22 protein-coding genes and 1 riboswitch are annotated in these 26218 nt (G+C 51.7%); of the genes, 5 read left to right on the forward strand and 17 right to left on the reverse strand.

Annotated elements, in window-relative coordinates; genetic code table 11:
• Nucleotides 1-93 precede the first annotated feature (93 nt).
• From ACW9JV_RS12965 to ACW9JV_RS12975, 3 genes are read left to right on the forward strand one after another with little or no spacing between them, the layout of a single operon-like run.
• A complete protein-coding gene (locus ACW9JV_RS12965) occupies nt 94-1734 on the forward strand; it encodes a hypothetical protein (RefSeq protein ID WP_457335104.1) in 1641 nt (546 codons plus the stop codon).
• The gene (locus tag ACW9JV_RS12970) at nt 1724-1924 is read left to right on the forward strand and encodes a YwbE family protein (protein ID WP_457335106.1); all 201 of its coding nucleotides are present in this window, start codon (nt 1724-1726) and stop codon (nt 1922-1924) included. Before ACW9JV_RS12965 ends, ACW9JV_RS12970 begins: the two co-directional genes overlap by 11 nt.
• Nucleotides 1924-2955: an exonuclease domain-containing protein gene (locus tag ACW9JV_RS12975; RefSeq protein WP_457335108.1), complete on the forward strand. Its 1032-nt coding sequence runs from the start codon at nt 1924-1926 to the stop codon at nt 2953-2955. Before ACW9JV_RS12970 ends, ACW9JV_RS12975 begins: the two co-directional genes overlap by 1 nt.
• A gap of 162 nt (nt 2956-3117) precedes the next feature.
• On the opposite strand, the gene ACW9JV_RS12980 is transcribed toward ACW9JV_RS12975, so the two are convergent.
• On the reverse strand, nt 3118-3537 hold the full coding sequence (locus tag ACW9JV_RS12980) for an RND transporter (RefSeq protein WP_457335110.1): 420 nt from the start codon (nt 3535-3537) through the stop codon (nt 3118-3120).
• 93 nt (nt 3538-3630) lie between these two features.
• Nucleotides 3631-3954, reverse strand: coding sequence for an RNA polymerase sigma factor (locus ACW9JV_RS12985; RefSeq protein ID WP_457336054.1), 324 nt, complete (start codon nt 3952-3954; stop codon nt 3631-3633).
• Nucleotides 3955-4206: 252 nt separating this feature from the next.
• Here ACW9JV_RS12985 and ACW9JV_RS12990 point away from each other — a divergent pair, with 252 nt between their 5' ends.
• Entirely contained in the window at nt 4207-5781 is a 1575-nt protein-coding gene (locus ACW9JV_RS12990) for a cation:proton antiporter (protein WP_457335112.1), read from the forward strand.
• 83 nt (nt 5782-5864) lie between these two features.
• Here the strand turns inward: ACW9JV_RS12990 and ACW9JV_RS12995 are convergent, their stop codons facing one another.
• Together ACW9JV_RS12995 and ACW9JV_RS13000 are read right to left on the reverse strand one after the other, a co-directional pair.
• Entirely contained in the window at nt 5865-6236 is a 372-nt protein-coding gene (locus tag ACW9JV_RS12995) for a DUF2512 family protein (protein WP_457335114.1), read from the reverse strand.
• Between the two features lie 263 nt (nt 6237-6499).
• The gene (locus ACW9JV_RS13000) at nt 6500-6679 is read right to left on the reverse strand and encodes an H-type small acid-soluble spore protein (RefSeq protein ID WP_457335116.1); all 180 of its coding nucleotides are present in this window, start codon (nt 6677-6679) and stop codon (nt 6500-6502) included.
• A 2490-nt stretch (nt 6680-9169) separates the two neighbouring features.
• Here ACW9JV_RS13000 and ACW9JV_RS13005 point away from each other — a divergent pair.
• Nucleotides 9170-9355 carry a hypothetical protein gene (locus tag ACW9JV_RS13005; protein ID WP_457335118.1) on the forward strand — a complete coding sequence of 62 codons (186 nt, stop codon included), beginning with the start codon at nt 9170-9172 and terminating at the stop codon, nt 9353-9355.
• A 342-nt stretch (nt 9356-9697) separates the two neighbouring features.
• On the opposite strand, the gene ACW9JV_RS13010 is transcribed toward ACW9JV_RS13005, so the two are convergent.
• The 13 genes from ACW9JV_RS13010 to ACW9JV_RS13070 all read right to left on the reverse strand — a co-directional run bounded on the left by ACW9JV_RS13010 (nt 9698) and on the right by ACW9JV_RS13070 (nt 25789).
• Nucleotides 9698-10885 (reverse strand): aminotransferase-like domain-containing protein, encoded by a 1188-nt coding sequence (locus ACW9JV_RS13010; protein WP_457335120.1) that lies wholly within the window; start codon nt 10883-10885, stop codon nt 9698-9700.
• 84 nt (nt 10886-10969) lie between these two features.
• Nucleotides 10970-12022: a galactitol-1-phosphate 5-dehydrogenase gene (locus ACW9JV_RS13015; protein WP_457335122.1), complete on the reverse strand. Its 1053-nt coding sequence runs from the start codon at nt 12020-12022 to the stop codon at nt 10970-10972.
• Nucleotides 12019-12183, reverse strand: a complete 165-nt coding sequence (locus ACW9JV_RS13020) for a hypothetical protein (protein ID WP_457335124.1) — start codon at nt 12181-12183, stop codon at nt 12019-12021. Before ACW9JV_RS13020 ends, ACW9JV_RS13015 begins: the two co-directional genes overlap by 4 nt.
• Entirely contained in the window at nt 12180-13235 is a 1056-nt protein-coding gene (locus ACW9JV_RS13025) for a zinc-binding dehydrogenase (protein ID WP_457335126.1), read from the reverse strand. The genes ACW9JV_RS13020 and ACW9JV_RS13025 overlap by 4 nt, the downstream gene beginning before the upstream one ends.
• A 21-nt stretch (nt 13236-13256) precedes the next feature.
• Nucleotides 13257-14519 carry a PTS galactitol transporter subunit IIC gene (locus ACW9JV_RS13030; protein ID WP_457335128.1) on the reverse strand — a complete coding sequence of 421 codons (1263 nt, stop codon included), beginning with the start codon at nt 14517-14519 and terminating at the stop codon, nt 13257-13259.
• Nucleotides 14520-14651: 132 nt separating this feature from the next.
• Complete coding sequence (locus ACW9JV_RS13035; RefSeq protein ID WP_457335130.1) at nt 14652-14933, reverse strand: PTS sugar transporter subunit IIB; 282 nt, start codon at nt 14931-14933, stop codon at nt 14652-14654.
• Nucleotides 14930-15418: a PTS sugar transporter subunit IIA gene (locus tag ACW9JV_RS13040; protein ID WP_457335132.1), complete on the reverse strand. Its 489-nt coding sequence runs from the start codon at nt 15416-15418 to the stop codon at nt 14930-14932. The genes ACW9JV_RS13035 and ACW9JV_RS13040 overlap by 4 nt, the downstream gene beginning before the upstream one ends.
• 20 nt (nt 15419-15438) lie before the next feature.
• The gene (locus ACW9JV_RS13045; RefSeq protein WP_457335134.1) at nt 15439-17496 is read right to left on the reverse strand and encodes a BglG family transcription antiterminator; all 2058 of its coding nucleotides are present in this window, start codon (nt 17494-17496) and stop codon (nt 15439-15441) included.
• 174 nt (nt 17497-17670) lie between these two features.
• Nucleotides 17671-18669: a Gfo/Idh/MocA family protein gene (locus ACW9JV_RS13050; RefSeq protein ID WP_457335136.1), complete on the reverse strand. Its 999-nt coding sequence runs from the start codon at nt 18667-18669 to the stop codon at nt 17671-17673.
• 347 nt (nt 18670-19016) lie between these two features.
• The gene (gene atzF, locus ACW9JV_RS13055; RefSeq protein ID WP_457335138.1) at nt 19017-20753 is read right to left on the reverse strand and encodes an allophanate hydrolase; all 1737 of its coding nucleotides are present in this window, start codon (nt 20751-20753) and stop codon (nt 19017-19019) included.
• Nucleotides 20753-24388, reverse strand: a complete 3636-nt coding sequence (uca, locus tag ACW9JV_RS13060; RefSeq protein WP_457335140.1) for an urea carboxylase — start codon at nt 24386-24388, stop codon at nt 20753-20755. Before uca ends, atzF begins: the two co-directional genes overlap by 1 nt.
• Nucleotides 24389-24411: 23 nt before the next feature.
• A complete protein-coding gene (locus ACW9JV_RS13065) occupies nt 24412-25059 on the reverse strand; it encodes an urea amidolyase associated protein UAAP2 (protein WP_457335142.1) in 648 nt (215 codons plus the stop codon).
• Nucleotides 25060-25081: 22 nt separating this feature from the next.
• Nucleotides 25082-25789, reverse strand: coding sequence for an urea amidolyase associated protein UAAP1 (locus tag ACW9JV_RS13070; RefSeq protein ID WP_457335144.1), 708 nt, complete (start codon nt 25787-25789; stop codon nt 25082-25084).
• Nucleotides 25790-25834: 45 nt separating this feature from the next.
• Nucleotides 25835-25934: riboswitch (guanidine-I (ykkC/yxkD leader) on the reverse strand.
• Nucleotides 25935-26218: the final 284 nt, after the last annotated feature.

Below are 26218 nucleotides of genomic sequence, written 5' to 3' on the forward strand. Positions count from 1 at the left end.
TTCATCACTCCTCCTCCTTCTTATGCCGGTTCCCGTTTCACCACCGGCATTCTGTGATAAAATGAAGAAAAACGCTTGAAAGGATACATAGACATGCTTCTCATCGAACCACAACTATACAACCTGCTGGCGGGCACCCCTCTGCCGGAGGAGGTGGACATGCCGGAGAGTGATCGTCTTCCCGGGACCTACGTGCAGCAGGCGGCTGCCAACCTTCACACGATGCCCCGCTTTTTCCGGCGCAATCGTCACACGCTGACGTGCCGGGCGTGCGGCCACCGGGCGAAATATAACATCGGCCAGCCCCTGCTCGTGCATGCATCCGTCGATACCGCCACCATCATTCAACAGGATATCAGCAACCTCGACGTGCAGTTCCCGCTTTATTTCCGGTGTGAGCACTGCAATGCCGCCGAAGGCTGGGAATGGGGAGAGCGGCTCGAACGCGCTCTCACGGAAGGATTGCTCGGGAATACGGCCAGTAAAAATGATCCGTCCATGCCCGTGAACGGCGAATCCCGCCTGTTTGACGGGTACAAGCCGGAATGGGCCGCCGACGGGGAAAAACGGCTTCTCGCCTACCTCGAAGAAGAGCCGGACAGCGCCTTTCTATGGTACAAACTCGCTGTGCTGTACTACCGGGGCCACCGCGCCGATCTCGCGGCCGCGGCGCTCGAGAAGGCGGTCGCTCTGGACCCGGCGCATACCGAAGCGCTGTATACCCTCGCCCAGCTCCTCGACACCGTAAACGCCGAAGCGTCGCATGACTTCTTCCAGCAGACGCTTTTCAGCATTGCGCATTACAGCGGCCTCGACGCGGAAACGCTGCGCGACGTCGCGGCGCACAGCCTGTGGGAGCTCGAAACGCTGCAGAACGACAGCAGCGCGGCCTGGCTTCCGTCCGCTGAAGCATCCCCAAAAGACGCGGACGCGGCCCTGCGTGACTTTCTAGCTCTGCCGGAAGACCAGCAGAAAGAACAGCTTCGCCTCGTACAGGGAGATGAAGAAAAGGATCTTTCTTCCTTTTATCCGATCGCGGAACTGTTTCTCGGGCGTCATACCGAAGAGCTGGATGAACTGGAAAAAACAAGCCATCACCTGCTGCAGCCCGAAGTGGTCAAGCAACGCAGGGAGCAGCGGGAGCGCTACCAGGAGCTCCGTCAGACCGGGGTGCAGCTGCACGGCGATATGTTTTCCTACTTAATCGAACAGCGCGGACCGCGGACGATGCGCGATATCGGAGACAGACTCGGAGTGCCGTTTGAAGACGATGCCGTGTTTGATAAAGACACGATCGCCGATACCGGCATTTATGACGAAGTGCTCGACGGCAAACCGGTCATCCGGCAGTACGACGCGCAGCATGGGGAAGACGGAGACCGGCGCGTTGTCCTCGAGGCGGGACTGCGGAGCCACGCATCGCTGTATGAAGTGGTCGGCGGCAGCCGTATCGACGGACTCGTCCGGCTCCGCGACCTCCTGGGTGAGGAAGAATGGACCATTATCGATACGAACTTCAGCGCCAGCGCCATCAAAGGAGACATACTGTTTGCACGCCTCTTGCCGTTTGACGATTTTTCGATGACCTCCGGGGTGTTCTTTCTGTTTCCGGCAGCCCACCGAAGCGTCATCGAACGCCGGATTGCGAGACACAACAGTACAGCGAAGGCATTTCAGGAAGCGTACCGGTTATACCGGAACGAAGGATACGGAGGGAACAGCAATGGCAGGTAACGGACAACACCGCGCCGATCTGAAGGCAGGCATGGAAGTCGATATCGTTCTAAAACGCGACCAGCGCTCCGGAAAGCGGACACGAGGTGTGATTCAAACGTTTCTAACCAACTCCCCGTCCCACCCGCACGGCATCAAAGTCCGGCTCGAAGACGGAAGCGTCGGCCGGGTGAAGGAGATTATCCGCTGATGAACACCGAAAGCCAGGCCCTTGAACAATGGAGCGCCGTGCAGGAATCGCTGCAGCATGCCCGCGCCCACAGTACGCCGCTGATGGAGTTGTGTGAAGAGGGCATGGCGCTCCTTCCGGATGTCCTGCCCCGCTTTCCCGAAACACCGCGTTCCATTGCCTGCCGCGACCTGTTGATTCAAGCTATGGCGGCCCGGGATGATTTTGAACGGGCACGCCGCGTCGTGGAGCGGGCCGCAGAAGCAGGCGCGTACCGGCCGGAACGGAAACAGGCGGCGCTCCACCGCATTGATGAGATGGAAAAAGCATGTGACGCCGTCCACACCGCCGTAGAACAGAACCCCGGTCTTTCCAGCCTGGAGGCGGCCGAGGAAGCCGCCCGGTTCAGCGACGCCGGTGCGGTGGATTGGTATATCCGGCACTCCCGCACGATCCGTAAAATTCCGGGGGTTTCTGGTTATACGCTGTCCTTTCCGTCTTCGTCAGGCAGCCGCACCGTGAAAGCAGCCGTCGTCGATGTGGAAACGACCGGGATGTCAAAGTCCAGCGATGAAATTGTAGAAATCGGCGTCATACTCTGCCGCGTGGACGAACAGACCGGAGAAATCGTGGAAGTGCTCGAAGAAGTAAACAATCTCCATGAGCCATCGTTTTCCATCCCGCCTGGTGTCATCAAAGTCCACGGCATCCGCGACCACGATGTCGCCGGCAAAGAAATGGACAGGACCCGGGTCCGCCGACTATTCGCCGAAACCGATATGCTGATCGCCCACAACGCCTCGTTTGACCGCGGCTTCGTGCAGAAGTATTTCCCGGAAACCGGCCGTATGACGTGGCGCTGTTCCGTGAAAAACATAGCCTGGAAACAGTACGGCTTCCCCACGAAAAAACTGCTCGACCTCTGCCGCCGCCACGGCCTCAGCAACTCCCAGAACCACCGCGCCCTCGACGACGTCAAACTCACCGTCCGACTGCTGCAGGAGCAGAATCCGGAAGGTGAGTATTACCTAAAAGAATTGCTGCAGCCCTGAGTCGTCCGGACCTAAGACAAAAACTCACTTTTTCAAAAGACGGAGCCTGGCGTGCTCCGTCTTTGTCTTGGCTGTCCTGGGGGTAGAGCACTTTGGCGGGTAAAGTCCCACTTTTGGCTTGTAAATTCCAAATGACATTCACTAGGATTTAAAGATAGCACCTTAAGTCCGTTCGTTATTGACTAGAAAATAAATAGAATAAGAAATTATTAAAATCACTCCTATGATCAAAGCGATGAAAAAGCCAAAGATGCCTTGTAAACCGCCCCATCCTATCGTAAATGTAAGAAAAGATAATGCATAACACAAACCTGTGAGAATGATGGCAACAGGAACATTAAACGGGAATATACGTTTCCATCCTATTGCTAAAAAAACGGAAAGGGTCAGTATAGCAGCCGAGATAATAATATGGAGTGTTCCCCAACGGAATGCTGGACGGGACTGTGCCTCTTCACCAAAGGCAGGAACAGGTGTATTGTATAGGTCACCCAGCGTGCTCTTTGCAGTAAAAATCGCCGTCAATAAAACGATAATGAAAATAATCCAGTTTATAGTTTTCAGGCTATGTTTATTCTTCATTTCATTCCTCCCATCCCCGTAATTTAAATTCATCCTTTTCTATGTCCCAACCTTCATTATTAAGAATCACAAACATTTGTAATTTATCAGTTTTTATATCGTGGATCTTGATACCTTAAGTCTATCATATGTTCCATATTCTATTTTAAATGGTCTTTCATGATGATCCCAATACTTGGAACGATAGTAATCAATGATTCGGGAGTTGGCTATCTTATAGAGCCATGTTCGAAAAGATGCCCTGCCATCATACCGGTAAATACTTCTCAGCATACTAACAAAAATTTCCTTGGTCAGATCTTTGGCCAACTCCGGATCATAGGTTTGTTTATATACGAATTCATATATTTCTGTGTAGTATTTGTGCACTAGGTGATTGGCAGCACCTTCGCTTGACCTTTTTTGTATCGCTTTAATCCTTGTTCATAACCCTCGTCCATTCACAACGAACTTTGGGTGGCCCCTCAGCTTCTTCATAAGCGCCATTGCCCGTATGAAGCGATCTTCGGCTGCTGCTTCGACGAACAGGTTCCTCCGTAGATGCAGACGATCACGAAAAAAGCGCGGGAAATTGGCGCTTTTTTTCTTATTTTATATGTACTTTTGGATGATCTGGTAAAAATATATGGTAAGAAAAAAATGTCGGTCATACAACACAGGAGGAACGTGATGGAGGAGCTGGATTTACACCATATCTTTTCACTGGGTCTGATTTTAGTGATGATTGCGGCGGGAACCACCGCCATCGCGAAAAAATTTAAACAGCCGTACCCGATTGTACTGGTTATTGTCGGGACTGTTATCGGTCTTATCCATATACCGGTTATGGAACCTTTAATTACCTTTATCACCGAGGGGGAGGTCTTTCACTTTATCGTGATCACCTTGTTTCTGCCGGCCTTACTCGGTGAAGCAGCGCTGAAGCTTCCCTCTTCCCAGTTAAATGAAAATAAAAAACCGATTATCGCGTTAGTACTTATTGGCATTCTGGTGTCCTTTGGAGTTATTGGGTTTTCTACCATGTGGGTGTTGCAGTTGTCGATTCCCGCTGCGTTTGTGTTTGCTGCTGTGATGAGCGCCACCGATCCAGTCAGTGTGCTTTCCATTTTCAAAACCGTTGGCGTGAACGAACGGCTGTCGACGGTGATTGAGGGAGAAAGTTTATTCAATGACGGGGTGGCTGTGGTTCTTTTTAATATATCCGCCTTTTCCCTGCTCACGTATACGGAACTGGGGATAGAAGGAGCGGCTCATGGATTGTGGGAATTTGTTAAAGTGGTGTCACTTGGTTTCATCATCGGCGGTGCCTTGGGATATGTTGTTTCCCTCCTAACCAAATATTTTGATGACTATCCGTTAGAGATACTATTCAGTCTCATTCTTTTTTACGGTTCCTTTATACTGGCGGAAACGATTCATGCCTCCGGTGTCATTGCCGTCGTGACGGCAGCGCTTATTCTGGGAAATTACGGGGCCGAAATCGGGATGAGCCCGGCCACCAAATTAAACATCAGCAGCTTTTGGGACGTGGCTGCCCTCCTTGCCAACTCGCTTGTCTTCTTAATGGTGGGACTCGAAATTACCCGAATCGACATCACGGACAAATGGGGCCTGATGTTTGCCGCGATTGTCATCGTCCTTCTTGCCAGAAGTGCTGCGGTGTACTCCAGCTTATTCTTTGTGAAAGAAGCCCCGCCGCGGTGGATGCACATTCTGAACTGGGGTGGTTTAAAAGGTTCGCTGTCCATCGCCCTGGTGCTCAGCCTTCCGCGGGATTTCACAGGCCGGGAAGAGCTGTTAATCATGGCGTTCAGCGTCGTTTTATTTTCCCTTGTCGGACAGGGGCTGACGATTAAACCGCTGATATCCCGGCTCGGAGTGAATAAAAAAGCGGAAGGCAACAAGGAGTTTGAAGCACTCCTCGCCCGTGTCTACCGGTATAAAAATGCCGCTGCCGAAATAACCAGAGTGAAGGAAAACTTGTTTCTGACCGACGCCGCAACGAGAGAAATTTTAGATGAATACGAAAATACACTGGAAACATTACAGGAAAAAATGGAACACCTTTTTCAAACACATCCCAACCTGAAAGAAAAGCAGCAAGGCACCCTGCTGAGGCATTCTTTGTATGCGCAGCATGAGGCAGTGGAGCGTTTGTTAAAAGAAGATATCATTTCAAATGAAGCCGCGGAACAGGAACTGGATATTATCACTAATAAGCTCGTGGAATTAGAAAGTGATTAGGACACTGAGACGCCGGTGGAACAGGTTCTGTCCTAAAAAAAAGCGCAGGCAGAAGGGGTAGTGCTGCCCGCGCCAAAGAGCGGTTACTGCGTGTCCATCATGAGGCGGTTGTTCGAAGGAAGAACGTGGGTGGCAAGATACATATGAAAATAATATTCGCAGAAGGCCAGAACGGCAGCAGCGATGGCAGCTCCTGCTACGGGGACGTCAACCCCGGGGAGAACAGCCCCTGCCCCCCACAACAGTATAAAAGCAAGAACGAAATCCGCCAGCACCGCGGGAACATTCTGGATTTTCGGCAGAATGAATATATCTCCAGGGTAGGACACAGCCCCGACAATGACGGTGAGAAAGAGTACTGGTAAGAACGAAACTCCGTATATAATGCCAAGGATCAGAAACAGCACAATAAGAGTGGTTATTCCTTTTATCAAAAGAGCCTTCGTATGCTTCATAGGAACCTCCTTTCGTCCTTTATAGTTTCCTTTTCCCATATCCTGTATTCGTTCAAACCGGGCGGCACGGATCTGGGTTACCCGTAATGTCTCACTCAATAATAAATTCTTCTTTTAAAAGGTGTCCTGCCTGAGGGAACCGCAGGCCGGTTTTCCAGCCGCCGAGTCCTTTCAAATCGTATTTTTGCCTATCCATTATTCTTTTCTTCCACCTTTTGGATCCCGCCCAGTAAAAAAAAAGACATTTCGCTGAAGAAATGCCTTTAATCTTCAATCAAATCGTGCAGGGGCACGGTCAGCTCATAGTCGGGATCATCCAGGGAATAGATCCTTGCTGTATTATCTTCATCATGGACGCGCTGAATATAGACCGGCGTACCGTCATAGGTGACGCCTGCCATAACGGGTGACTCTGAAATTTCCTTTGCACGTAATATATCCATCGTAGGCCCCTCCTTTATTCTTTCTGTCATTAGGATAAGCAGGCCTGGACAATTTATACGGCAGACTGATGTGAAGCATGATCACTCTCTGTTTTGAACCAAAAAACATGCGTATATTTATGGTACTTACAATTATGATTGTTTAAACAATCATAATATTCTTCTCCCATCAATACAAGAAATACTAACCCTTTCATGGCGGTCATAACGGACCCAGGAAAAACACTATGCAGCCATCATCAAAAAAGGATGAAATCCACACCGGATTCCATCCTATGTTCTATTAAGACTGTCCGATACTTTCTTCCACGCGCTGGATGCGGCCGCCGTCCATTTCGTACACCTCATCGCTCACTTCGTCGATATCCTCCTGGATATGGCTGGAAATCAGAACAGCGGCGTCTTGCCTAACGAATATTTTTCACCTGTTTGGTTTCCGCTCCTTCCAGGCCAACCAGAGAAAGGGTCTGCATATTTCCCTTCTGCTGGATATCCGCGAGAAACTTGAGGTTCTTGTAGCCGGAGTTTCTTGGGAGAAATCCCGAATTTTAATCAGGCAGCCGAGTCTTCCGGGAAGGTTCTTCTAAAAAAGAAAGAAAACTTACGTTTCGATTTATTGTTTTGATGTTATCATCATAATATGGTACAGAAAGGCAGGGACAGCGGAAACTGCCCCTGCCTCTTGAACGATGCAGACGGTCCTTCAAAGAGGGCAACAATTTTAGCGGGTATTTTAAAACCCCATCCTTTTTAGAGTTGCCGCTCTAATTTAAGGATGGGGTTATACTTTCTGCCTGAGACCATGATAAGCAATACCGTCAAGAGTATCATGATGATCTGAAAATCAGACATAGCCCCCCTTTTCTGCGGGGAGTGGCTGTGGCTGCCCATCCTTAAAGGGACATCCCGTCGCGAACCAGCTGATCAGCAGCCTCTTCACTTGAGCGTTTTTGTATCGCTTTGATCCATTTTTTCTCCTGATTCATAACCCCTTCGACCACTTCCATTCCCCGCGGACTTTCCTTGTCTGTGTATATATTCGTAAAACACCCGGTTTTAGTTTTGGTTATCCCAATTTTTTTGACAGTCGTACCATTTCTGCGTACAAGATGCCCGTTAGGGTCTTGCAGCGTTCCGAACGAAATTGGAGCCTCTGATACAAACTCTGCCCATCAGCTATATTGTCAAAACTAACCGATGCTTCGGAAAGGGGGTTTTGATTTTGCACCAAATCCACAGCAATACTCCCTCTCAGCTGCTCTTTCGTTAACCATACGGCTGTGGCTTGATATACAGATTTATTGTTTTTATAACGAGAAGGTAGCACGACGCTATTGGCATAAAGACTTTTATCCCTTAAGATGAAAACAATAAAAATGGGGGTGAAGAGATTGAGCCAAAAAGCGAAGGTTCTAATCGGCATTACCATAGCCATTGTTGATTTATCGCACCGCAGATTTAAAGATTCTGTATTTATATACACATTCATGGAATTTTTTCTATGGATTATGCAACTTCAGAGCAAATACACAAAGAGCAGTGTATATTGGGATTAATGTTATAATAATACAGCTGGGCATGTTCAGGGATGGAACTTTATGATGAACCAACTCTGCAACGAAACAGACGAACTTGACATGCCGATGAATGATAAACTGCAGAACCTGGGTTCATACCTTCTAACGTCTCCTTTGAGGTATAACGTTGACATCATTTTTTGAAGATTATTATTAATTGAAACCAGCTGCAACGAGGGATGATTATGTTAAGAACTACACAAAAAGTATTCATTATATCAACGATTATCATATCAGCGATTATCTTGTTTATTGATGTATTAACAAACTTGAATCTACATTTTTTCTTTCATACGTTACTGATTTCATACATAAGTATCGCATTCGGGGTTATTACGTTAAAGGAAGATTCAAAAATCCAGGGGTACATCTTTATGGGTATGGGTGGAATAGTGTTCATTGTATCTATTTTAGATATGATTAGTCAGGGGGGCTGAATCAACAATGTCTGCTGATACTGCAAGGATTTTGAGCTCTTATGTCGAACATAGATGCAGGGAATTTGCAGGGCATGATACCAAACCCCTTGCACGTGGCGGGGGCAGGAGCGGAAGGCGGCTTTTACAGCGGGAAGAGCAGCAGCCGAAAATCCTAACAGAACCAGTTTATCTGCATTACTTTAATCGATACTAATTTCACACCTCAAAGGCAACTCGAAGAAAAAATAACATTTATACCGATCTTTTTTTTCGGATATAATAATAAACTATCCAAAACATAACGACTACTGAAAATGAATATAGTTTATATTCTTCTGGAAGGGAAAAGAATAATACTAGCGTAATTAATAAAAATATCGGCATCATAAACCAATAAACCTTATCTTTTAACATAATGACTCTCCTTTTAAAATGCAGCCTCAATAAGTTTGTGTAAACCAGCGCAGGTATCACTCAGCACTGGAGGGGTGGAATTGACAACTTATCGTACATTACAAACCATCGCTGTAACTGTTTTAGTTCTTATGGCCATTGTACATTTCACTGGTATTTTTGTAATTCCCGGGTTGGTAATAACATTTGTAACTACTATCACGATACTCGGGTTTGGCGGTTACAGATTCTATCAATTAAAAAAAGAAGAAACGACTAAAAAATAAATTAGTAACGTTTAAGCCTTCTTGTGTTGTCATTGGGAGCACGACAGGATCCAATTTCTCCGTCAGGGTGGAAACAAATCACGGATTCCAAATCGGAATTCCTCACTTTGTCTTTTAGGTCGTCCAGATTTAGGCTAAGCTGTAAGTGGGACATTTTGCATTTCTCCTTTGTGTTTTTAATGAGTGTTAAAAACATTGTAGACGAAATGGAGATGTCCCATCTCTTTTTACACAAATGCTATGGACTTTATCCCTATCCATCACTTAGTGCCCCCTCCCCTGCTCTCCCTTCCTGCCGCAAAAAAAAGATGGAAAACCAACAGGCTTCCATCCTTTCTCATCTTATCTCTGCACCGGCGCGCTGTTCATGACTTCCACCAATCGTTTCATGCCTTCTTCGATCAACTCCGGTTCCGCGTTGGTGAAGTTGAGACGCATCGTGTTCTGCTGGGGCTGGTTCACGTAGAACGGAGCACCCGGTACGAAGGCGACACCGTTATCGACGGCGTCGTCGAGGAGTGCTTTCGTGTTCACGTATTTCGACATGGATACCCAGAAGAACATGCCGCCCTTCGGCTCATTATACTGTATGTCGATATCGTCGGCGCGGTCGAAAATGTCTTTCATGACGTGCATCCGCTCTTTGTAGGACTGGCGAAGCGTGCGGATGTGGGCGTCGAGGTCAAAGTCCTCGAGCAGCTTCACAAGCGCATGCTGGGAGAGCGAGTTCGTGTGCAGGTCGGTGGCCTGTTTGGCCTGTGCCATCATACGGATGATCTGGTACGGGCCGGTGATCCAGCCGGTCCGCATCGCCGGCACCACCGTTTTGGAAAACGTGCTCGTGTAGACCACGTATTTGTTTTCATCGAGCGAGGCAAGCGGCGGTACGTTCTGTGTTTCATCGAACTGGATGTCGCCGTACGGGTCATCCTCAAACACGATCGTGTGGTACTTTTCGGCAAGCCGGAGCAGTTCCTTCCTCCGTTCGAGCGACCAGACTTTGCCGTCCGGATTGGAATACGTAGGAACGATGTAGATACATTTCGGCTTCAGCTGCTGGATTTTCGTTTCGAGATCTTCTTTTGTCATGCCGTCGTCGTCCGCGTCCACCGGCACCACGTTGACTTCATAGGACTGGAACACCTGCAGCGCGGCGAGATACGTCGGGTTTTCGGTCAGAACGATGTCTCCCGGGTTGAACATGACGCGCGCGAACAGGTCAATCGCCTGCTGGGAGCCGGAGGTGACAAGCACGTTTTCCGGCATCCGGTGGATTCCCTTGTCCGCCATGCGTTCTGTCAGCTTCTTCCGCAGTTCGGGCACTCCTTCCGTTTCTCCGTACTGAAGTGCCTTCGCGTCGGTGTCGAGCGCCTTATTAAACGCTTCCCGCACTTCCTCAACCGGAAACAGTTTCTCGTCCGGCAGGCCGCCGGCAAAGGAAATGACGTCTCCGCGGTTCACCACTTTCAGAATATCGCGCACCGCCGAAGACTGCATATGATGGACCCGTTTTGCAAAACCGTATTTCATGAGCGTTAGCCCCTTTTTCATGGATTGTTACGCTCATTTATTATAACACAGCTTTCGGCCGAATCCGAGATGAAGACAGAATCTTCAGCCTTTAGGATAAAGCATGACTTTACTGAAAAATTCTTCCTGATTGATGATCCGTTCAAAAACGGCGGGGCCTTCTTCAAGAGGAAGGCGGTGCGAGATCATCGGGTTCATCTGCAGCGTGCCGCTTTCAAGGGCATCGATGGAAGCACTCCATTCGCGTCCCGGGAACGGCGACGATACGGCGTTCCAGCCGCCGAGTACGCGGAGCTCGTTGCGTACGATGCGTTCAAAGTAATAGCGTTCGAGGGTGATATCTTTGTAGGGAATGCCCATATAGATCACGTCTCCGCCTTTTTTCGGAAGGGCGAGGACCTGGGCGGATGTCACCGGAGAACCGGCGGATTCGATGGCTGCGTCCACCCCTTCCCCGTTGTCTTCCAAAACGGCTTCCTCCACGTCTGTCTCTTTTGGATTCAGGCAGACATCGGCCCCCAGCTGTCCGGCAAGTTCCAGTTTCGCCGGGTCGATATCGATGGCATAGACAGTAGAAGCACCGAATAGTTTCGCCCATTGGATAGCAAGCAGCCCGATATTGCCGCAGCCGAATACAGCAGCGGAGGCGCCGGGCTCAAGGGAAGAACGGTAGAGAGCGTGAAGGGCAACGGCCGACGGCTCGACCAGGGCGGCTTCTTCCATCGTGACTCCCTCCGGCACCGGCACAACATTGGCTGCCGGAAGTTTCGTCCGTTCGGCAAACGCTCCCGGCTGAAAAGCGCCGAGCACTGTTAATGTCGTACAGCGGGCCGGATTTCCTTTTTCACACTCGCGACACTGCCCGCACGGAAACGCCGGGCATCCGGACACGCGGTCACCCGGCTGCACATGTCTCACCTCTGTTCCGGTTTCCAGCACCGTGCCGGAAAATTCATGGCCAAACGTCATGCCTTTCACATAAGGACCGAGCTTAGCATAGCGGGACAGGTCCGATCCACAGATACCCGCGGCTTCCACTTCGATGATGACGTCATCTGCTGCTGTGACTTCCGGCACCGGCGCGGTTTCCATACGGAGATCTTTCTGTCCATGCAGATTCAGGGCCTGCATCATCATGACGACGATTCCTCCGTCTTTTCCCGCCCGAAGCGGCGCCGGAAGATACCGACGGAAGCCGCCGCCACAAGAATGGTGTTAATCCATGTCTGATTGGCGGTATACATATCCCGGAGCGGGCTCAACGGTCCGAGCATCATTTCCACCATGGCATCAATCATACGGTGTCACCTCTTTTGTCATTCTCCACCGGCGTTAAGGATACTTTGATCCCGCCGCCGTTTTTTATGGCATCGTAGGCTTCGTCCCACTGGGTAATATCAAATTCGTGGGTGATCAGGGCTTTCGTATCCACTTCTCCGTTCCGGATGAGCGCAAGGCTCGGCTCCCAGTCCGCCGCTTTCTGACTGCGGGTGCCGGTGAAGCGGATTTCTTTCTGGATGATATCGCTGACGTTCAGGGATACCTTTTCTTCCGGAAAAATACCGACCTGGACGTACTCCCCTTTTTTCGTCAGCAGATCCAGCCCCATGTTGGCTGCCGGAGGGGCTCCTGTACATTCAAAAACAAGATCGGCACCGTATCCGGACGTATGGGAATGAACCATCTCTTTGACATCCTGTTCTTCAATGTTGACGATCTCATCGATGCCGATCTCTTCCGCTTTGGCAAGACGCGCCGAATCGTGGCTCAACCCGGTGATGATAACGGAGGCGCCTCTACTTTTGAGCACCTGCGCGGTTAACAGACCGATCGGGCCGGGTCCGAGCACGACAGCGGTATCTCCATTGTTCACTTCCGCTTTTTCGACCGCATGGTACGCACAGGCGAGCGGTTCGGTCAACGACGCCGCTTCATAATCGACCTCTTCGGGCAGCACGTGGATGCTTTCTTTTCTTGCGATGAGATAGTTGGTCCATCCGCCGTCCTGCTTCGAGCCGAGACCGATGCGGCGGGGACAGAGGTTATAGTCCTCGGACAAGCAGTAACGGCATTCTCCGCAGACATCGTAGGTCGTCTCCGACGTTACGCGGTCTCCCGGGCTGCATTCGGTCACGTTCCTGCCGGTTTCCACAACGACCCCGGAAAATTCATGCCCGAGAATGACCGGGGTTTTTACTTTATAATGACCTTCGTACGCATGCAGATCCGACCCGCAGATACCGGCGTACTTCACTTCAATCTTTACCTGGTCCGGACCCGGGGAAGGCTCCGCCACCTCCTTTACATGGAGATGGCCGTACCCCTCTTCCTCTTTCACTAATGCCTTCATCTAAAGATGCCTCCTTTTTCGTTAATTAAAAAGGGCAAAGAATTTGTAAATCACGTAGTTGATCAAGTTGCCGCCCTGGTCGAGACTGGAGATCAGGCTCGTTCCTTCCGGCATGTCGAACTGCGCCGCCTGCCCCATCTGGGTGTGTACCTGGGCTACGTCGGTTGCCATATAAAGCGTGAGAGCAACCATGACGGTGCCGACAATGACGGAATGAATGATGTTTCCGCGGGCCGCTCCGACAATGAAAGCAACGATAAACGGAATGGTGGCAAGGTCGCCGAACGGAAGCACGGCGTTACCCGGCAGCAGGATCGCAAGCGCCACCGTGATCGGAACAAGGATGAGGGCGGTCGCAATAACGGCCGGATGACCGATCGCAACGGCGGCGTCCAGTCCGATGTAGATATCTTTAGCGCCAAACTTTTTCTGTAAAAGTTCCCGCGCCGACTGCGAAATCGGCATCAGGCCTTCCATCAGAATTTTTACCATCCGCGGCATCAAAAGCATCACCGCAGCCATCGTAATCCCGATATTGAAGACTTCTCCGAATGGGTAGCCGGCCAGAATTCCTAGGACGATGCCAAGAAACAGTCCGATGAAAATCGATTCACCGAATACACCGAAGCGGCGCTGGATCGTATCCGGATCGGCATGAAGATTCTTGATTCCAGGTATTCTCTGGACGAGCCATACGAGCGGAATGCCGATTGGTGCATAGGACGCGGTACTTCCTGTCGCGACGGAAACGCCCGGAAGCTCAAACTCCCGTTCCAGAATCGGCGCGGTCCAGTCGGCAATTTTCAGGCAGGCGATTTCAAATAGAATCGCTGCGATCAGGCCCTGGATAATGCTGTCGGTTGCAACATACACCATGCCGGCCATAAACGCGAAGTGCCAGAAATTCCAGATGTCCACGTTCATCGTCTTTGTTGTTTTCGTTACGAGCATGATAACGTTCACAAGTAATCCGAGCGGAATAATAAATGCCGCAATTGGAATGCCCCATGCAATCGTGGAAGCGGCCGGCCAGCCGATATCAATGACGTTCAATTCAACGCCGAGCCTTTCCACCATCGCTTCCGCCGCCGGGCCGAGATTATCGACGAGAAGCCCGACAACCAGGTTAATCCCGACAAAGGCCACCCCGATCGTCAACCCGGATCGAAAGGCTTTCCCAGGCTTCTGCCCAAATCCGAGACCTATTAGAAATATAACAACGGGAAGAATTACGGTTGGTCCGATATCCAAAAACGCCTGAAAACCATCTATAACTCCCTGCACGCTTGTTTCCCCCTTAAAATTGATTGATTATTCCAAAAATAGTAAAAAATGTATGTCGAACAAGCTAATATACACCCCTCCCGGATGAAACGGGTTTCCGGGAGGTTTCTATTTTCTATTATTTATTCCCCTTTATTGCTTTAGGGCATCGAGAATTTCCTGCTCCGTCTCCTCCGTGCCGATACCGGTTAAAAAGGAACGAGCATTGATGACAGGAAACGGATAATCTTTTTTCGTCACCGTTGTGGTGACAAGAAGATCGGCCGAATCTTCATACCCTGAAATTTCCGAGATTTTGCACTGAATGACTTCCGCCTCGATGTCATTGTTTTTGCACATCGTTTCAATAGCGTCGTTGACGACTGTTGATGTCGCGATTCCTGTGCCGCAGGCAACCAGTACTCTTTTTTTCATGTTGTTTCACCTCCTTGACGGGATAATGAGAGCGCCTCTATTAAGGCTTGTTTGCGCTCGGTCTTGTCTTTCGTATTTTTATAGAAAGCAAGCTGCGTTTCGTCCTGAAAAATTTTCATCAGCTGCTGCAGCATCGATAACTGCGAATGCTCATCATCCATAGCCAGCATGAAGACGAGTTCCACCGGGACAGTTTCTTCTTCCTCCCCCATGATGCCAAAGTCCACCGGCTCCTTTAACACGCCGATACTGAGTGTTTTCTGACGGACATGTTCTTTATTGGTGTGGGGGATTGCCACGGCCGGCCCCTTTGTCGGAAGCCCTGTAGCGTATTCTTTTTCGCGGTCGATTACGGCCTGAATATAACTTTCTTTCACCAGATCATGCTGGTATAGATTGTCTGCCATATTCCGGAGTACATCTTCCGCGTCTGAAGCTTGGATATCATCCAGTATTAAGGTTTCATCGATGTATAGATCACTCACGGCCGGCACTCCTTCTGCTATTATTCTTTGAAGGCATACTGCTTAAGAATGGATTGGATATCTTCGGTTGTTGCTGCATGCCTTAGTTTTTCGATATCTTTCGGGGTCTGGGACAGTTTCATAATCTGGCGGAGCGCCTGAAGATGATCATGTTTATCCAGAGCAGCGATGACAAAGATAAACTGAACGTGGTGGTCTTCATCAAACGGCACGCTCTGATCCAGTTTCAGAAGGCTCATCCCCAGCTGCTGCACGCCGTTTTCCGGGCTTGCATGCGGAATGGCCACCTGATTTCCCAGCACAAAGTACGGATCTTCCTGTCCCTGCGCGAGCATCGCGTCCACGTAATCCGGGGTGATGCTTCCGTCATCGAGCAGCGGCCTGGCGGCAGCCTGCAGCGCTTCCTGCCAGTCTCCGGCATCCGGAAGTATCCGGATCCGGTCCGGGCTTACCATTTCATATAACTGGGGCTTGCGCTGCACGGCTGGATCCGACGCCGCCTGCCCGGCATCCCGGTGCACGTATTTTTCCAGCTCCTGCTGCAGGGCGTCTTCGTTGTCGATGCGGGCGTATTTCTGCACGATCTCCATCATGGCATCCACGCTTAAATGTTCCGGCGTATACCCGTGCAGCTCGGACATGACCTGCTGGCGCAGCCGTTTTTTCTCATCCGGCCCCAGAATTTTGCTCACTAGAAACAGGGTGGCGTTCGTTTTGACAAATACCGGGGAGAACACGACATCATAATCGAGTTCATAATCACCGAAGTCGCGGACGCTCAATGCATCCAGAAAGACCAGTTCCGGAAACAGATCCCGCAGCTCCCCGAACAGAAGCCTTGACACCGATACACCGTGCGGGCAGACGACGAGCGCCTTCGTTTTGTCGTGGATGCTGTCTCCCTGCTTGGTAAGCCAGCCTCCGATCAGCATCGTTAAATACGTCGTTTCGCTGTCCGGCATTTTCTCCCCGATCAGGTTTTCAAGAGGCCCCGTCGACTGCTTCACGAGGTGATGCAGCTCCTGGAATTCTTCACTGATCCCATACTGCCATTCATTGATCTCGGTCAATTTGTATTTCACCCGGTAATAGGCGGGTTTGACATGAAGCATGAGCCGGTGGAGCAGCTGTTCTTTGTGGTGCAGGTGGATACAAGAATACTTTTCAAACAGCTGCAGCATATCCTCGAGCGCCTCCAGCAGATCCGGAATGGCATCTTCGGTCAGGTCTTCGGCCCAGTACACATTCGCGGTCAATAAATGGAGGGTGATAAACAGGCGTTCCTCCACCGGAACCTCCGTCCTGCCTTCGAGAATCAGTTCGGTGGCTTTCCATTCCTTCGTGTCCATCACTTCTTCATAATGAATATAAAATGGATCAATATAATGCGCCTGGCTGATTCTTCGTAAAAGAAGGGACAGCACATAAGGCATGGATTCGATTTTTTCATCGGTGAACTTCAGCTGCAGGGTTTCCTCGATTTCGTGAATCATGTTCTGAAAAAAGGTAATCTCCTCTTCCGGGATCTCCGTTGTTTCCAGAAACCGTCCCCGCGAGCCGGCATGCTCCATCATTCGCGATACGGTATGAAGCAGAATCTTGCGGATGGCGAATTCTTTTCCTTCAAGCTCATAGCCGGACCGCCTTGTGTAGGTGATCGTGATACCAAATGGAGCGAGCCGCTCCTGCACTTTTTTCAGATCATTTAACACGGTGTTCTTGCTGACATCAAGCGCGCTCGTGAAATGGATAAGCGACAGTTCCTCTGTTCCGCTGAGCAAAAGAAGCAGCAGAATGTCTTCTCTTTCTTTTTCTGAAAGAATGCTGTCTTCGCCCTGGTCTTCGGTGTCACTGCCAAGAAGCGTCGAGGAGACTACCGGATCGACAAGGAACAGGCCCTGCTTGGTGCGTTCAATCTTCGGCAGGTTTTTCGTTTTCAGCCAGCCGTTGATCTTGTCAAAACTGTATTTCAGCTGCCGGCGGTTGAGGTTGTATTTGATCTCGAGGTCTTTGCTTTTCAGCCCCGGATTGGCAGCCAGTTCATTCAGTAAATCACTGCTCCGCTGATCAAGCTGCATCGTCTCCCCCCCTTTCCACATTTTCATTCTATCACCGCACCAACCCATTTTGTATGCGTTTTCATCCCATTCTCTTGCCTGTCCCATTGTCACACGCTGTGATGCCCCCCTTACAAATCCCTGTATGGCGGCGCACAAAAAAACAGCAGAGCATGTCTGCTGTCTGTGCCGAAGTCATTCTTCCATATTTTCATCCTGATGGTTGTTGATCTCGACAATCTGGCCTGTTTTGGCTGATTTGAGCGCGGCGGCGGAGATTTTCTGGGTTTTCAGAGCGTCGCTGTAATCAGACTGGATTTCCGAGGTGTCGCCCGTTTTCACCGCTTCAATAAAGGTTTCGTTTTCCTTTTCGTATGGGTTGTCGCGGTCGTTGTACTCTTCCATCACCGTACCGCTGTCATGCTCGACGCGGTCCGGATGCCAGCTCAAGATGCCGTCATCGGTGTAAAACGTAATGCCGATATCATGCACATGCGGCGGCAGGACGCACGTGTTCGAGATGTTGGCGATAAGGCCGTTTTCAAGCGTTAAGGTTACCGTACCGACATCGGCGATCGTCAGGTTGTCTTCATTTTTGTCAAGTACCGTATTAGCAAATTTCGCATAGACTTCCTTCACTTCACCGGCGGTAAAACGGAGCAGGTCGACGAGATGGACCGTCTGTTCATTGAACTGCCCTCCGGATTTTTCCTGGTCGGCCCACCACGACGTCTGCGGGAGGCCGCTCATCCAGCGTCCGGTAATCATCCCGATCTCCTGAAGCTCGAGAAAGTTTTTCAGCGTCTGGGTGTTCTGCTTGTACCGGAAATGATAGCCGACGGAGGTAATAAGCGACTTTTCCTCAATCTGCCGGGCAAAATCGGCAGGCATGTCCGCCTCGTTGCTAAGCGGTTTTTCCACGAAAAACGGGATGCTGCGGTCGATCAGCTCCTGTTCAATCGATCCGTGCGCCATCGGAGGTACGCAGATATAGGCGGCATCGAGCTCTTCGGCATCCAGCATCTCCGCCAGATCCCCGTAACCGTGGGCGTCATACTGTTTTGCCATCCGCTCCGCTTTCTCCCGGCTCGTGCCGAAAAACGCAGCAATGTTCACGTCCCGGCGCTCGGACAGAATATCGGCGTGTCTTTTACTGAAGTTCCCGGTTCCCATGAAACCAATATTTATCGTCATGACCATTCTCCTTTACGTGCTTTATTCTCATTCTACCACTTCTTCACCCTTCCCTTCATCTCCTTTCCTGAACCTGTTTTTTTCATGTTGCGGGATGTGCGGGCTGGGTGATGGACATGTTTCTGTTCGAAATGTCCCGTATATTTGGTTTATGGATATTTTACACGCCGCCGGCTGCTGAAATGGGTCGAACGGGAACATAGCAGCCACCTTTGTCTCTTTTTTCGCTGAACCTGTCCCTTATATTCTGGTTATAGACAACTTTTCCATTGAAATGTCAAATAAGGGTGCTTCCCCGCTCAAAAAAAGCAGCGGACCGCCTGATCCGTTGCTTTTCCCATACATCCTTATTCTGCTGCCAGTGTCCAGCTTCCCGCTTCGGTTATATCTTCCGCTGCGGCTGCAGCATAACTCTCACAGAGAAAACCGGGTACAGACCCTCCGGATTCCAGTTCAAGAGTTCCGATCGTAAGCGGTGCGGGAACAGTGGCGGTAAACGGGCCCAGCTGATCCAGGGGTATTTCCCAGATTTCAACGTGGATGGAAGCGCCGCCTTCCTGCCGTCGCACCAGTCCCGGCTTGGCCGGCGGTCCCGGAAGTTTCAGCATTTGATAAACCGGGGCGGTCCGGTCTTCCCGGAGAAAAGAAGCCCCATGTTCTCTCATCTGGTATTCGAGCTCAAAACCCCGCATGTGAAGACCGCAAACCGCAACAGGCGTGCCCGGGCGCCGGTTCTGTGTCCGTTCCGGCAGCGAATATCCGCTGAAAAGCGCTGCTGCACCGGCAGCCAGTCCTTCCTGATCCGACCGGGCGAAAATGGTAATGCCAAACGGCAGATCTTTTGCCGCATCTCCCGCCGGAACGGCCGCGGCACTTAGATCGAGCAGGTTGCAGTGATTGGTGAAACGACCCATATCGCTGTTCGTCTGAACCGGATCTTCACGTACGTCTTCGCGGTACCAGGTGCCGCCGCATGTCGGCAGGACGAGCACGGCCTGTTCCAGAAGCTGCGCGGCCTGCTTTTTCAACCGTTGCAGACGGTGCATGGCGTGAAACACAGATGCCGCGTCATAGCTGGATCCGGCACCGGAACGAAGCACATCTTCCGTTACAGGAAACGTACTCCCTGGGTTTGATTCCACAAAATCTCCAAGCGCTGCCCATCGTTCAACAATCCACGGCCCTCCGTAAAGAATGGCGGCAGCTTCGGAAAACAGGGAGGTGTCGATATAGGATACAGGAACGCCGCTTTTCTTCCATTGTTCCACCGCCGTATTCCAGGCCTGGCGGTAGTCGTCGGCAAAGGGGCCGTAGAAGGCCGGTTCTTCCTCGGGGAGCAGTATCGTCTCCGGTGTTTCAGGCACCGGCAGCCCGCTTGTTTTCGACCAGGGATCTTCCGCTTCTTCGCCGCGCACCGCCTGATCTACGACCAATGCCTCCGAAAGCGTGCGGGCAAAGACCGTAACGCAGTCCAGGCTCTCGCACGCCGGAACAACACCTTTGACGGGCCAGGCTCCACAACTTGGTTTCCAGCCGGTGAGTCCATTTAAAGCCGCGGGAACCCGCCCGGACCCTGCCGTGTCGGTACCAAGAGCAAACACAACCTGTCCTCGTCCGACAGCTGCCGCAGACCCGGCACTGGACCCGCCGCTGATCAATTCCGGACGCAGGCTGTTATGTGTGTCCCCGTAAGGACTGCGCGTACCGACAAGTCCGGTCGCGAATTGATCCAGATTGGTCTTGCCGACCGGTACCGCCCCGGCCCGGATTAAACGCTCCACGACCGGTGCGTGTTTCTCCGGCATATAGGCGTAATCAGGGCAGCCGGCAGTTGTTGTCATACCGGCAGCGTCTATATTGTCTTTGATGGCAAAAGGAATGCCCCACAGCGGGAGCTCTTCCTGCCCCATCTCATTAAGCTTATCGAGATACGGACGGATCCTTTCCATTTTCGGCGGCGTGATCCAGATATTTTTTTCTTCTTCAGCCTTTGCCTGTCCGACCAGGTTTTCCATGACTTCTTCCAGGGTTGTGCGGCCGTCCCGGTACGCGGCTTGAAGCGATTCCACCGTCCATGCCTCCATCAGACCGACACCCCGCTCTGCTTTGATTCCTGCACCCCGGCAACCAACTGCCCGGCCTGAACTTCATCACCTGGTTCCACCTGCACCGACGTAATATAACCGGTACACGGCGCATGCTGCGGGAATTCCATTTTCATGCTTTCTTCGATGAGAATGGTTTCGCCTTCTTCGACGAACTGTCCCGGCTCGACAAGCACTTTCCAAACGCTTCCCGGCATCGAGGTACGAGCTGCGGTTTCTCCTTCCGGCAGTTCCTCTTCCATCACCGAAGCACCGCTGTTTTCTTCGCCGATGTGTTCGGCGATGCCTTGTTCTTTCCACCGTTCGCGCTCCGCGTTGAACGCGGCCAGCTGATTTTCTCTGAACTCGCGGGCGCTGTCTGTAATGGATTCCTGAAATTCAAGATAATCTCCTAGTTTAAATGTCGTTTCTTCCATGTCCGCTTCAAACCGTCCTCGCAGAAAGTCTTCCCGTAACTCATTCAATTCTTTATGGGATACCGGGTAAAACTGAATCTGGTCAAAAAAGCGGAGCAGCCATGGTTTGCCGGGTTCGAAGCTTTCGGTGGACTGCAGTTTATTCCACATCTGAATCGTACGTCCGACAAACTGGTAGCCCCCCGGGCCTTCCATGCCGTACACGCACATGTACGATCCCCCGATACCAACCGCGTTTTCCGGTGTCCACGTCCGGGCCGGGTTATATTTTGTTGTTACCAGCCGGTGGCGCGGATCGGTTGGCACGGCAAGCGGCGCACCGAGGTACACATCACCGAGACCAAGCACAAGATAGTTCGCGTCAAAGACAATCTTTTTTACATCTTCTATACTATCCAGTCCATTGATACGCCGGATGAATTCAAGGTTATCCGGGCACCACGGGGCATCCGGACGGACATTTTGCTGATAGCGCTCGGTGGCAAGCTGGACTGTCGGATCGTTCCACGAGAGCGGCAGCTTCACAATCCGCGACGGCACCTCAATCGACTCCAGCGGCGGCAGCTGTTCATCAATCCGGAGCACGATGGTGCCGGCTTCATGGACCGTCATCTCGAGCGGATCGATATGAATCTGCAGGGAACGCACCCCAGGTGTCATTTCAATGACCGGGATCGTCCCGTCCTTTTCCACCGCTTCCATCAGTACCTGTACCTGGAACCGGTACATTAAGTCGAGGGACATCTCCCCGTACTCCACGAGAAGATATTCATCACCGCTGCTGCGGACCGCAATGGGAAAACGTCGTCCGGTTTCTTCATATATAAATAGTGGATAGTCCGTATCAAAGGGTTGTTGTATCTGTGGCAGCCGCAGCGGTTCAAGGCGCTCATGGTCTCCGGCCGCGGCAGCTTTCAGATTCTCTTCCTGGCGGCTCCGCATGGCTTCGGCTTCTTCAATGGTCAAGAGCTGAAAACGAACGGTATCCCCCGGATGAAGCTGCCCGATTTTCCAGAATTCCGCCGAGGCCGTCGTCACCGGGCAGACAAAGCCGCCGAGACTCGGGCCGTCGGGGCCGAGCAGAATCGGCATATCCCCGGTTAGGTCAAGTGTCCCTACCGCATAGGCATTATCATGAATATTGGATGGATGAAGTCCGGCTTCCCCGCCGTCTTCCCTCGTCCAGTTCGGCGCCGGACCATTCAGACGTACACCAGTGCGGGAGCTGTTGAAATGAACATCCCAGTCGGTGCCGGTGAGCTGATCAAGATAATCCTGCTGCAGAAACTCCTCTGTGCAGTGAGGTCCCGGAATCACGCCGATTGTCCACGTATTTGATATGCCGGGACGCACCGACTGCGGAACCGGTGCGGCATTTTCCGGGACTGCTCCTTTCCGCACTCTCAGCACATCGCCCGGACGAAGCTCCCGGCCGCCGTGTCCTCCGAAACCACCCAGTGTGAATGTAGCGGAACTGTCCAGAATCGTCGGCATATCGAGGCCGCCGTCCAGAAGGAAATACGTCCGAATCCCTTCCGAAGCCTGCCCGAACGTAAGCACCTGATCTTTTTCCGCTTTTACCGGCGTATACAGCGGCACCACTTCTCCATCGAGCTCTGCTTTCATATCGGCACCAGTGAGACAGAAATACATGTTATCCCGGAAAAGGTACGACCCGCCGCGCAGCGTCAACTCCAGCCCCGCCGCATCGCTGTCATTGCCGAGAATGGCATTGCCGAACCGGAACGAGTACGGATCCATCGCTCCGCACGGCGGCACCCCGACATCCCAGTGGCCGGTACGGCCGGGCCAGTCCTGCACCGTCGTCTGCACTCCTGCCTCGATCACTTCCAGCGCCTGCTCCGGCGGGGAGAACTCTTTCAGCAGCTGCGTGTACACATCACCACGTGCGACTTCATCATCATAAAGCAGCAGTTCCAGATACTGAAGGTTCGTCGTTATGTCGTAAAAGCGGGTGGTGGACAGAGCGTCCGCCAGATTCCGGCGCGCCTCATCGCGGCTGCTGCCGTGGACAATGACCTTTGCCAGCATCGGATCATACAACGTGGTGACAGAAACACCATCCTTCACCCACGTCTCATTGCGGGCATCATCCGCCAGACGGACATGATCAACCGCGCCGGCACTCGGACGGAAATCATGCCGGCAGTCTTCGGCATACACCCGCGCCTGCATGCTGTGTCCCCGCGCTTCGGGAACAAGAGCGGACAGGTGATGAAGTTCTCCGGCTGCCTCCTTCACCATCCATTCCACCAGATCAATGCCGAGCACCTCTTCGGTCACCCCGTGCTCCACCTGCAGACGCGTATTTACTTCAAGAAAATAATAGGCTTCGGTATCCGGGTCATATAGAAATTCCACGGTGCCCGCGCTCCGGTATCCAGCTTCAGCCGCGAGGCGTTCGGCAGCCGCAGCCATTCCTGTGCGGACCGATTCACGAAGGTTCGGGGCTGGTGATTCTTCGATGACTTTCTGGTTGCGGCGTTGAATCGAACAGTCCCGTTCGCCGAGTGCCGTAACTTCTCCTACCGCATTGCCGAATATCTGCACTTCCACGTGCCGGGCTTTACCGATGTATTTTTCAATAAAGAGCCCGCCGTCGTTAAAGTTTGATTCGGCCAGATGTTTCACACTGTCATACGCTTCGTTAAGTGCTTCTTCGTCTTCACAGACGCGCATGCCGATGCCGCCGCCTCCGGCTGTGCTTTTCAAAATAACCGGATACCCGATGCGGAACGCTTCCTCTACCGCCTCCTGCCGACTGGTGACCAGATCCGTTCCGGGAAGGAGGGGAACATCTGCGTTCTCTGCCATCTCTCTAGCGGAATGCTTCAATCCAAACACTTCCATCTGCTCCGGGTCCGGACCAATGAAGGTGATGCCCTGCTCCGCGCAGGCTCTGGCAAAGTCTGCGTTCTCACTGAGAAATCCATACCCCGGATGGATCGCGTCAGCTCCGGTGTCGAGCGCGGTCTGCAGAATTTTTTCGGTATTCAGATAACTTTCCTGCGCCGGTCCTTCGCCGATCAACACCGCCTCATCCGCGTGATCGACGTGAAGGCTGTCCTGGTCGGCTTTCGTGTATACCACTGCCGACGCAATGCCCATCCGCCGCAGCGTTCGCTCGATCCGGACGGCAATGGCTCCGCGGTTGGCAATAAGTACTTTCCTGAACATAACAATCTCTCCTTCTTCTTTATTTATTCGTCCCAGATCAGCACGCGGAGCGGTGTTGGATTAAACCCGCTGCACGGATTATTCAGCTGCGGGCAGTTGCTGATGAGCGCCATCGTACGGGTGCGGGCTTTCATTTCCACGTAATGTCCCGGCCCGGAAATTCCGTCGTCAAACTCCAGACCGCCTTCCGGGCTGAGGGGCACATTCATAAAAAAATTGAGATTCGGGGAAATATCCCGCTTGGTGCCAAAACCATGGGTCGCCAGCTGCATCATGAATGTATCCCGGCAGTTGTGCATCGGCAGCCGGTCATGTGCATAACGAACGGTGTTACTCTGGGCCGAACACGCACCGCCGAGGGTGTCATGGCGTCCGACTGTATCGGCAGTCACTTCAAGCAGATCTTTTCCGGATTCGGCTTTCAGCACCGTACCTGTCGTGACGTATACATTCTGCTGGGCATTGATGGTCTGAACGGCACTGTAGTGATCCTCGGGATGCTCCGCGTCAAAGAACAAGGTATCGGCTGCTTCATTGCCTTCCACATCCTCTATCCGGAACACCTGGCCTTCCCTGATTTCACGCATCCAGCCTTCGCCGGCGGGAATCCATTCTTCATACACGGCATCTTCTTTACGGCGCGGGCTTTTGACTGTTGATATGGTTGTCATGATTTCGTCCTCCTTCTATGATTTAGACTGTTAAGGCATGATAGTTCCATGTATTTTCAAAGGCTCGTTTGTTTTCCGGCCGGAAGGTCACGCAGTAATCCGTTTCATCCGGCGCCCGGGTTTCAGACACTTCCATCTTTACCGGCACAGACGGATACAACAGCGCGGGGTCCTGCGGGTTTGGAGTGTTGGAAAGAATCAGCAGGGTATCCATTTCCATGCGCAGGGTGACGCTGTCTCCTTCTTTGGCATGCCCCTGTTCAAACTGCATCGTTCCGTCGGGAGCGGCGGCAATTTTCGAGAAAAAATTCACGTTCGGTACGATATCGCGCATCGTCAAACCGTTTCGGACCAGTTCCTTGATGATATTTTCCTCCCCGCTGCGGAGATAGTCATTCAATACTTCCTGAAAGCTCGTTTTTCCGAACTGCTCATCGACCTGGCCGCGCGATATCGCACCGCCGACGGGATCATGCCATCCGAGGGAGTCCTCCACGATACTGGCAAGGACCCTTCCGTTATCGCTCATTAATACGTTTCCTTTTGTCAGTTTTGATGTGTGCTGGGCTTTGAGAGTGTCCGGCATGTTGTACCGGTCCGTCGTATTACGGCTGTTATACAGGAGGGCAGACAGATTCGCCCCGTCCCCGAGTGCCGTAAAGCGGACCGCTTTTCCTTTCGCAATCACATTCGACCATTTCGCTCCAGGTTCGAGTATCGTTTCAAACATGAAAACTCCTCCTTCAATTCCTTGATAATAAAAGCCCGGGAGATTATCTCCCGGGCTTTTGTCCCTCCGTGTATACAGCCTCAGCTGCATGCTTTCTCTTGGACCAGACCCGGCTTATGCCGGCGGAACCCTAGAAAGCTTTGCGTTTCCGGTGAACGGAAAACCGTTATGAAGTTGTGCTGCTGTTAATTCACAGTCTAATCGGGAGGGAAGCTCCCCGGCAACACTTATGTTATGTTTTCTTACATACTTTCTCGCCATTTATTTTGATATCCTGGACTTCCTCCATTAATCCCCGCCAATACGGGATCTTAAGGTTAACAGTAAATAGTATGTTAGATTCGTTAACATCTTTGTTGCAATTCCAGATGTTTTCTCAACACAATGAACACTATCAAACACCAACGACAGAAGCCATTGTCTGAATGA

It is taken from the genome of Salibacterium sp. K-3 (assembly GCF_054052005.1).